The following is an 8,967-nucleotide window of genomic DNA, read 5'->3' as shown; positions in this document are numbered from 1 at the left end:
GTTCCTTCCCGCCCGTCGGCAGCAGACTGAGCCTTTTACCTCTGGTTAACTGAGCCTTTACTGAGAGCTTCCGTATCGAAGCTCCAGCCGCTTTCAAGCGATCCTCAGGGTTTCGTCAATCCGCTGACGTAGGGCCGAGGGTGCTGCCGAGGTAGCGGCGCAGTGCGGCGGCGACGGCGTCGGCCTCGGCGCGCACGACGGCGAGTTGGGCGGGCGAGGCGGGCAGGCCGACGTTGAGCGTGGTCTCCAGGGCGGAGAGCAGGGCGGGCAGCCGGCGGGCGCCGAGCATGGCGCTGGCGGCGCGCAGGTCGAACATGACGCGGGTCGCCTCGGCGCCGTCGGCGGCGGCGACCGCTTGGTCGATGCGCTCCAGCCGGCCGGGCAGCAGGTCGAGGTACGCGCTGACGTAGTTGCGCAGGGAGAGTTCGCCGACGTCTTCGCGCACCCTGGCCAGTTGGGCCCGGCTGACGGCTCCGACCTCGGGATCGGGGTGGGGTCTTGGACGGCGCGCGGGTCCGGTCATGTGCGCACGCCCTTTCCGGTCTTCCGGTTCGCATGGGGCTTCGGCTCCAGCGTCGGGCGGCTGTGCGAAGAGGAGGTCTGCGCCGCGTCATCTTCTGCTCAAGAAGGAAAAAAGGGCGCTCTCCGGACGTTTTCCGGGCGAAGTGCTCCGTACCGGTTGCCGTGGGGCTGCGGTCGGCCGAGCATGGTTCTGTTCCTGCATCTCGCGTGATGAGGCGAAGCGACCTTGCGCCAGCGTCCCGGTACAACCGGAGCACCGGCCGGCCTCCGCTCGGCGCTCACTCCGACCGCGGTGGCCGTGTCCGTGCTGGTCGTCGTGTGCCTGCTGGATCTCGGACTGGCGATCCGCGCGCACGGCGACATGGCGCGCCGCACTCCCCTGCTCTCGCTGCCGCCGTTCGTCGAGGTGCTGGTGCTGGTGGCCACGAGCCTGTGGGCGCTGGCCGCGGCGATGCGCAGCCGGCTGGCGCTGATCCGGGCCGAGACGGCGCGGCTGGCCGCGGACGAGGAGGCGAAGCGGCTGCTGCAGGTGATCGACAATTCGCCGGCGGTGATCTACATGCGGGATCGTGAGGGCCGGTACCTGCTGGTCAACCGGCGGTACGAGGAGCTGTTCGGGATCCGGCGCGAGGAGATCGTGGGGCGGACGGACTTCGACATGTTCCCGCCGGAGGCCGCGGCGGACTTCCGGGCGAACGACCTGAAGGCGCTGGCGAGCGGTGCGGCGGTGCAGGCGGAGGAGTCCGTGCCGCAGGTGGACGGGGCGCACACGTACATCACGCTGAAGTACCCGCTGACGGACATCGCGGGGCGGCATTACGCGATCTGCGGGATCTCGACGGACATCACGGATCTCAAGCGGGCCGAGGAGGAGGCCAACCGGTTGAACTCGGGGCTGGAGTCGTTGAACGCGGGCCTGGAGTCGCGGGTGCGGGAGCGGACGGCGGAGCTGGAGGCCTCGACGCGGGAGCTGGACGCGTTCGCGTACTCGGTCTCGCACGACCTGCGGGCGCCGCTGCGGGCGGTGGCCGGGTTCAGCGAGCTGATCCTGGAGGATTACGGGAGCGCGCTGGACGCGACGGGCCGGGACTACCTGTCGCGGGTGGTGGCGGCGACGACGCGGATGAGCCGGCTGATCGACGACCTGCTGACGCTCTCGCGGGCGACGCGGGCGGAGCTGTCGTGGCGGCCGGTGGACCTGAGCGCGATGGCGCAGCGGATCCTGGCGGATCTGCGCTCGGCGGAGGGGGACCCGGAGCGGCCGGTGGAGCTGATCGTGGAGGACGGGCTGCACGCGACGGGCGATCCGGCGCTGCTGGAGCTGGTGCTGCAGAACCTGATCTCGAACGCGTGGAAGTTCACGGCGAAGCAGGACAAGGCGCTGATCCACGTGGGGGTGGAGCGGCTGGCGGACGGGGGTTGCGCGTTCTTCGTGCGGGACACCGGGGCCGGGTTCGACATGCGGTACGCGGACAAGCTGTTCGTGCCGTTCCAGCGGCTGCACTCGGTGGACGACTTCGCCGGGACGGGGATCGGGCTGGCGATCGTGGGGCGGATCATCAACCGGCACGGCGGGCGGATCTGGGCCGAGGGGCATCCCGAGCGCGGCGCGGTGTTCCGGTTCGTGCTGCCCGAGCACCGGCCGGCGCTACGGGAAGGCGGTGCGCGGTGAACGATTCCCCGATCCTGCTGGCTGAGGACAATCCGGACGACGTGCTGCTGACGCGGCGCGCGTTCACCAAGAACGGCTTCGACAACCCGATCATCGCGGTGGCGGATGGGGAGGCGTGCCTGCAGGCGCTGCTGCCTGAGCACGGTCCGGCGGTGGATCCGGCGCTGGTGCTGCTGGACATCAACCTGCCGAAGGTCGGCGGTCTCGAGGTGCTCGGCCGGCTGCGCTCGGATCCGCGCACCCGGATCGTGCCGGTGGTGATCCTGACGACCTCGCGGGAGCCGCGGGACGTGCTGGAGGGCTACCGGCTCGGGGCGAACAGCTACGTGTGCAAGCCGGTCTCGTTCACGACGTTCGTGACGGTGGTGCGCACGCTCGCGACGTACTGGCTGCGGGTGAACGAGCCCCGCCCGCGGACAGGCGTCGCCCCGTGACCGCCGGGGGTGGGCCGCGGGTCCGGCTGCTGATCTGCGAGGACAGCGACGACGACGCCCTGCTGATCGCCACGCACCTGCGGCGCGGCGGTATGGAGGTGGACTACGAGCGCGCCGAGCGCGCCGAGCATGTCGTCGAGGCGCTGAACCAGCGCACGCCCGACCTGGTGATCTCGGACTTCCACATGCCCGGGTTCGGGGCCGATCAGGCGCTGGAGCTGCTGCGCGAGAGCGGCTACGATCTGCCGTTCATCCTGGTCAGCGGGCGGATCGGCGAGGAGGAGGCCGCGACGCTGATGCGCGCGGGCGCGCACGACTTCGTGCTCAAGGACCGGATGACCCGGCTGGTGCCGGTCATCCGCCGGGAGCTGGACCAGGCGCAGCAGCGGCGCGAGCACCGCGGCATGCAGCAGAAGCTGCGGCAGGCCGAGCGCCTGGACTCGCTCGGCCGGCTGGCCGGCGGCATCGCGCACGACTTCAACAACCTGCTGGCCGTCATCCTGGGCCGCACGGACCTGGAACTCGCCGACATGCCGGAGGACGACCCGCACCGCGAGGGCCTGACCGTGATCCGGACGCTGGCCGAGCGCGGCGCGGACCTGACCCGGCATCTGCTGGTGTTCTCCCGGCAGGAGCCGCTGCATCCGGAGACGCTGAACGCGAACGACGTCGTCGCGGATACCGAGCGGGTGCTGCACGGCGCGATCGGCGAGGACATCGAGTTCACCACGCGCCTGGCCGAGGAGCTGTGGCCGGTGCGGATCGACCGCAGCGAGCTCGAGCGGCTGCTGCTCAACCTCGTGGCCAACTCACGGCGTGCCATGCCGCACGGCGGGCAGCTGCAGATCGGGACGGCGAACGTGCCGGGCGAGACGGCGATGGTGCGCATCAGCGTCGAGGACACCGGCGGCGGCATGTCCGATGAGGTCAAGGGCCGCGCGTTCGAGCCGTTCTTCACCACGGACGCGGCCGCCGGGACCGGCCTCGGCCTGTCGACGGCGTACGGGGTGGTCAAGGCGGCGGGCGGCGATATCGGCCTGTTCTCCCGGCCCGGCGGCGGCACCATCGTGCGCATCGACCTGCCCGCCCGGCTCTCCCCCGCCGAGGCGGGCCGGCCGGCCGACCCGAGCGCGGAGCCCGGCGGCGGCCAGCGCGTGCTCGTGGTGGAGGACGACGACGCCGTGCGCGATCTCGTGGGCATGATGATGCGCCGCGGCGGCTACCGCCCGGTGTGCCTGCCCGACCCGGGCTCCGCCCTGGACCTGATCCGGACGGGCGACGGGCACCGGTTCGACGCGCTGGTGACAGACATGGTGATGGCGGGCATGACCGGCCTCGAACTCGCCCGCGCCGCCCGCGGGCGCTACCCGGAGCTGCCGGTGCTGATCATGTCCGGCTACACCGCCGGGACGCTGCCCGACGGCACCTCGCTGCCGGACGGCATGGCCCTGATCCGCAAGCCCTTCACGAAGGACGCGCTGCTGAACGCCGTCGCGCGGGTGCTGAAGACTGCGCACGCCTCGTGAGGCACTGCTGAACCGGTGCCCGCCTCCCGCCTTCTGATCATCATCCTTGGCACAATCGTGGGCATGGTTTCCGCAGCAGACGGCCCGCTTTCCCTCGCCGAGGCGATCGAGGAGTTCCTGCGCTCGCGCACCGCCCTGAAGCAGTCCGCGAACACCCTCGCCGCCTACCGCCGCGACCTCGCCGGCGTCGGCGCCGTGCTCGCCAGGCAGGCCGGACGCGGCGAACCGGCGAAGCTGGAGCTGGAGGCCGTGACCGGGCGCGCGCTGCGGGCCGCGTTCGCCGAGTACGCCGAACCGCGCGCCGCGTCCTCGATCGGGCGCGCCTGGTCGGTGTGGAACCAGTTCTTCACCTTCCTCGTGGCCGACGAGCTCGCCCCCGGCAACCCGATGGGCTCCGTCGGCCGGCCCAAGGCCCCGCACCGCTATCCGAAGCCGCTGCGCGGCGAGGACACGCCCGAGCGCATCCTGGAGTCCGCCGCCGCCCCCGTCGACCGCACCCGGCGCCGCGCCCCCTGGCCCGAGCGCGACTTCGCCGTGCTCGCCGTCCTGCTGTGCGCCGGGCTCAGGTCGACGGAGCTGCTGGAACTCACCGTCTCCTCCGTGGGCGGGCGCGCCGGCGAGCGCATCCTGACCGTGCGCGGCAAGGGCGGCAAGGAACGCGCCGTCCCCGTGGAGCCCGAACTCGAAGCCGTCATCGACGAGTACCTCAAGTCCCGCGCCGACCGCTTCGGCGGCCGTGAGCCCGCACGCTCCGACCCCCTGTTCGTCGGCACCGACAACGCCCCCCTCGGCCGCGGCGCCCTGCAGTACCTCGTGTCGAGGTCCTACCGCGAGGCGGGCGTCTCCGGCCAGGTCCCGCGGGGCGCCTCCGTGCACGCCCTGCGCCACACCTTCGCCACCCGCCTCGCCGAAGACGGAGCCAGCGCCGTGGAGATCATGCGCCTCCTCGGCCATGCGTCGCTCACGACCAGCCAGAACTACATCGACGCGACCGCGCGGGAGCAGCGCGCCGCGATCCGCGCGTCGAGGACGTCGAGGGCGCTGCGGAAGGTGGCGGGGGGCGAGCAGGCGGCCGTGGAGTAGGGCCGGCCGTTTCTTGAGGCGCCAAGCCGGTTTCCGGGGCCGGAATCCGGAAAACCGGAGCGGAAGCCGTGAACCTTTTGCCCCATGCACCCAGAACACTCCCCTATTGTCACGATCGCGATACGGCGCTATGGGTGGATACCTGGCCCGAACGGCGTTGACCGGCCGGGCGCGCTACCCCGTCGGACGCAGCCGGGGTGCGGGATGCGGCCGATCGGGCGAGGCTGAAGGGGCTTAGGGCAGCCGGAGGACGTGCGGCACCACGGATCGATCTGAGTGGAGGCGGCGGGAGCGATGACGCAGACCAGGGCGGCGGGAGTGCCGCGGATCATCGTGGTCGGGGCCGGGTTCGCCGGGCTGGCGTGCGTGCGGCGGCTGGAGCGGCGGCTGCCGCCGGACAAGGCGCAGATCCTGCTGGTCGACCCGACCTCCGCCTCGCTCTACCTGCCGCTGCTGCCACAGGTCGCCTCCGGGGTCCTGGCCGCCTCCTCGGTGGCGGTGCCGCTGGCGCGGCTGCTCAGGCACACGCTGCGGGTGCCGGGCGGGGCGCTGGGGGTGGATCTGCCGGCGAAGACGATCTACGTGAAGAAGATCACCGGGGAGGACGAGGCGCTGCGGTACGACTACCTGGTGCTCGCGCCCGGGTCGGTCACGCGCACGTTCGAGATCCCGGGGCTCGCGGAGCACGCGCGCGGGATGAAGACGCTCAAGCAGGCGCTGAACCTGCGCGACCACGTGATCGCGCAGCTGGAGCTCGCCGCGGCCGCGAACACCGAGGAGGAGAAGCGGCGGCGGTGCACGTTCCTGGTGGTCGGCGGCGGGTACGCCGGCACGGAGACCTGCGCGTGCCTGCTGGAGCTGACGACGAACGCGGCCCGGCGGCTTCCCGGGCTCGCGCCGGAGCTGATCTCGTGGACGCTCGCGGACCTGGCCGACAAGCTGATGCCGGAGCTCGGCGAGGACCTCGGCGGGGTGGCGATGCGGATGCTCGCCAGGCGCGGGGTGAACTTCAAGCTCGGCACCTCGGTCGCGGCGGTGACCGACACCGAGGTGAAGCTGACCGACGGCACGGCGCTGGCGACCGAGACGTGCGTGTGGACGGCCGGGGTCGCGGCCTCGCCGCTGGTGCGCGGGCTCGGCGAGACCTCGCGCGGGCGGCTCGTGGTGGGCGCGGACATGCGGCTGCCGGGCTGGGAGGGGGTGTTCGCGCTCGGCGACTGCGCCGCGGTGCCGGACCTGGCCAAGCAGCGCGACGGGGTCGAGGGCGCCGTGTGCCCGCCGACCGCGCAGCACGCCATGCGGCAGGGGAAGGTGGCGGCCGACAACGTCATCTGCACGATGGGCGGGCGCCCGCTGCGCGAGTACTACCACAAGGACCTCGGCCTGGTCGTCGACCTCGGCGGGCCCCGCGCGGTCGCCAAGCCGCTCGGCATCCCGCTCTCCGGCGTTCCGGCGCAGATCGCGACGCGCGGCTACCACATCATGGCGATGCCCTCGATCCGGTCCCGGCTGCGCGTGCTCGGGAACTGGGCCAGCCACGGCGTGGCAGGGGACGACCTGCTGCGGGTGGACATGGGCATGGACCGGCCGCGCACGCTCGCCGGCTACGAGTTCACCGACATGTACCCGGACCCGGAGCACATCTCCGGGATCATCGAGGGCCTGGAGTCGGACAGCCGGGAGCAGTGACCGCGCGTATGGCATGATCCGGTGGCGTGGAAGCCGAACCCGCGCAGGTCGCGGACGCGACGCAGGAGACGCCCGCGACCGAGGTCACCGGACGGGCGATCCTCGCGCTCGCGATACCCGCGCTCGGCGCGCTGCTGGCCGAGCCGCTGTTCGTGCTCGCCGACAGCGCGATCGTCGGGCACCTCGGGCCGGCGCAGCTCGCCGGGCTCGGCACCGCGGGCGCGGCGCTGAACACGCTGGTGAACGTGTGCATCTTCCTCGCGTACAGCACCACGGCGCAGGTCTCCCGGCTGATCGGCGCGGGCCGGCGCGGCGAGGGGCTGGCGCGCGGGGTGGACGGGATGTACCTGGCGGCCGGGCTCGGGCTGCTGCTGGCGGTCGTCGGGGTCCTCGGCGCTGACCCGATCGTGCGCTGGCTCGGCGCCGGGGCCGAGGCCGCCCCGTACGCGGCCACCTACCTGCGGATCAGCTCGCTCGGGCTGCCGGGGATGCTGCTGGTGCTCGCGGCCACGGGCCTGCTGCGCGGCCTGCACGACATGCGCACCCCGCTGGTCGTCGCGGCCGCCGCAGCCGTCATCAACACTTTGGCGAACTGGGTGCTGGTGTACCCGTGCGGGCTCGGGATCGCCGGATCGGCCGCCGGGACCGCGGGCGTGCAGAGCGCGATGGCGCTCGCGTACGCGTACATCGTCGTGAAGGCCTGCCGCCGGGAGAACGTCTCGGCGCGGCCGAACCCGCGCGCGGTGCGCGCCTCGCTCTCGGCGAACTTCGCGCTGCTCGTGCGCACCATCGGGCTGCGCGTCTACCTGCTGGCCGCCGTCTGGGCCGCGGGAAGGCTCGGCACGGACGCGCTCGCGGCGAACACCATCGCGCAGAACCTCTGGTTCATGCTCGCCCTCGCCCTGGACGCGCTCGCGATCGCCGCGCAGGCGCTCGTCGGGCACGAACTGGGGGCCGGGCGCACCGACGCGACCCGGCAGGTGGTGGCGCGGATGAACCGGTGGGGGCTCGGGTTCGGCGTGGTCACCGGCGTGGGCCTGGCCGCGCTCAGCCCGGTGCTCGCCGGAGCGTTCACCAACGACCAGGCGGTCGCGGCCGCGCTCATGCCCGTGCTGCTCGTCGCGGCGCTCTTCCAGCCGCCCGCGGGCGTCGTGTTCGTGCTCGACGGCGTGCTGATCGGCGCGGGCGACGCGACCTACCTGGCGTGGGCGTCGCTCGCGTGCACCGGCGTGTTCCTGATCGGGCTCGCGATCCTGTTCGCCGCGGGCGGGAACCTGACCTGGCTGTGGGTCGTCGTCGGGGTCTTCACGCTCGCCCGCCTGGCGTTCCTGTACGCCCGCGCCCGCGGCACGGCCTGGATGCGGGTCGGCGCGCACGCGGGCTAGCGGCGAAGCCGAGCAACCGAGCACCGAGCACCGAGCACCGAGCACCGAGCACCGAGCAACCAGGCTAGGGCTCGACCATGCTGATCGCGGCGACGTCCCCGGGTTCCAGGCTCGGGTCCGTGTCGAACCAGGCGTCGATGATCTCCGCGAGCACCTGCCGCGAGGTCAGCCGCAGGCTCAGCGCGAGCACGTTCGCGTCGTTCCAGCGCCGCGCCCCGGCCGCGGTCGCCGCGTCCGTGCACAGCGCCGCGCGCACCCCCGGCACCTTGTTCGCCGCGATGGACACGCCCGTCCCGGTCCAGCACGCGACCACCGCCTCGTCCGCGCGGCCCTCGGCGACGTCCAGGGCCGCCGCGCGGGCGCAGGCGGACCAGACGGCGGCCGGGTCGGCCTCCGCGACTCCGTCGGCGAGCGCGCCGTGGGTGATCACCTCGTAGCCGAGCGCCCGCAGTGCCGCGGGGATCTCCCGCGCCACTCCGTCCAGGCTGTCGGCCGCCACCGCGATACGCATACCGGTGAGGGTAACAAGGCCGGCGCCTGAAGTAGGGTGTGCGGCGGTCCACGGTTCAACGGAAAGGCGCTGCGATGGCTGACGAGGTCGTCCTCTACACCCTCGGCGGAACGATCTCCATGGCGGGGAGCGCGGGCGACGGGGC

At 72.8% G+C, this 8,967-nt stretch carries 8 protein-coding genes; 6 read left to right on the top strand and 2 right to left on the bottom strand.

What is annotated here, in order from left to right:
* Window positions 1-115 precede the first annotated feature (115 nt).
* Window positions 116-523, bottom strand: a complete 408-nt coding sequence (locus KDK95_RS33090; RefSeq protein ID WP_212522306.1) for an Hpt domain-containing protein — start codon at window positions 521-523, stop codon at window positions 116-118.
* A 291-nt stretch (window positions 524-814) separates the two neighbouring features.
* On the opposite strand from KDK95_RS33090, the gene KDK95_RS33085 reads away from it, so the two are divergent.
* From KDK95_RS33085 to KDK95_RS33060, 6 genes are all read left to right on the top strand, one after another.
* A complete protein-coding gene (locus tag KDK95_RS33085) occupies window positions 815-2,194 on the top strand; it encodes a sensor histidine kinase (RefSeq protein ID WP_212522305.1) in 1,380 nt (459 codons plus the stop codon).
* Window positions 2,191-2,628: a response regulator gene (locus tag KDK95_RS33080; protein ID WP_212522304.1), complete on the top strand. Its 438-nt coding sequence runs from the start codon at window positions 2,191-2,193 to the stop codon at window positions 2,626-2,628. The genes KDK95_RS33085 and KDK95_RS33080 overlap by 4 nt, the downstream gene beginning before the upstream one ends.
* Window positions 2,625-4,154: a hybrid sensor histidine kinase/response regulator gene (locus tag KDK95_RS33075; protein WP_212522303.1), complete on the top strand. Its 1,530-nt coding sequence runs from the start codon at window positions 2,625-2,627 to the stop codon at window positions 4,152-4,154. The genes KDK95_RS33080 and KDK95_RS33075 overlap by 4 nt, the downstream gene beginning before the upstream one ends.
* 63 nt (window positions 4,155-4,217) lie before the next feature.
* Window positions 4,218-5,237, top strand: coding sequence for a tyrosine-type recombinase/integrase (locus tag KDK95_RS33070; protein ID WP_212522302.1), 1,020 nt, complete (start codon window positions 4,218-4,220; stop codon window positions 5,235-5,237).
* A 294-nt stretch (window positions 5,238-5,531) separates the two neighbouring features.
* The gene (locus KDK95_RS33065) at window positions 5,532-6,926 is read left to right on the top strand and encodes an NAD(P)/FAD-dependent oxidoreductase (protein WP_212522301.1); all 1,395 of its coding nucleotides are present in this window, start codon (window positions 5,532-5,534) and stop codon (window positions 6,924-6,926) included.
* A gap of 26 nt (window positions 6,927-6,952) precedes the next feature.
* Window positions 6,953-8,311: an MATE family efflux transporter gene (locus tag KDK95_RS33060; RefSeq protein ID WP_212522300.1), complete on the top strand. Its 1,359-nt coding sequence runs from the start codon at window positions 6,953-6,955 to the stop codon at window positions 8,309-8,311.
* A 64-nt stretch (window positions 8,312-8,375) separates the two neighbouring features.
* Here KDK95_RS33060 and KDK95_RS33055 read toward each other — a convergent pair whose 3' ends face one another.
* Entirely contained in the window at window positions 8,376-8,822 is a 447-nt protein-coding gene (locus KDK95_RS33055) for an RpiB/LacA/LacB family sugar-phosphate isomerase (RefSeq protein WP_212522299.1), read from the bottom strand.
* Between the last annotated feature and the right edge of the window lie 145 nt (window positions 8,823-8,967).

Origin of the sequence: Actinospica acidithermotolerans, from assembly GCF_018139625.1 — a bacterium.
GTDB classification, from domain to species: domain Bacteria; phylum Actinomycetota; class Actinomycetes; order Streptomycetales; family Catenulisporaceae; genus Actinospica; species Actinospica acidithermotolerans.
The sequence above is the reverse complement of the archived record's forward strand: the minus strand, read 5'-3'. Positions and strand labels throughout refer to the sequence as shown.

Excerpts from the sequence above, each read along its gene's own strand:
- KDK95_RS33055 (WP_212522299.1), bottom strand. The coding sequence starts at position 8,822 with ATGCGTATCGCGGTGGCGGCCGACAGCCTGGACGGAGTGGCGCGGGAG.
- KDK95_RS33070 (WP_212522302.1), top strand. The coding sequence starts at position 4,218 with ATGGTTTCCGCAGCAGACGGCCCGCTTTCCCTCGCCGAGGCGATCGAG.
- KDK95_RS33065 (WP_212522301.1), top strand. The coding sequence starts at position 5,532 with ATGACGCAGACCAGGGCGGCGGGAGTGCCGCGGATCATCGTGGTCGGG.
- KDK95_RS33090 (WP_212522306.1), bottom strand. The coding sequence starts at position 523 with ATGACCGGACCCGCGCGCCGTCCAAGACCCCACCCCGATCCCGAGGTC.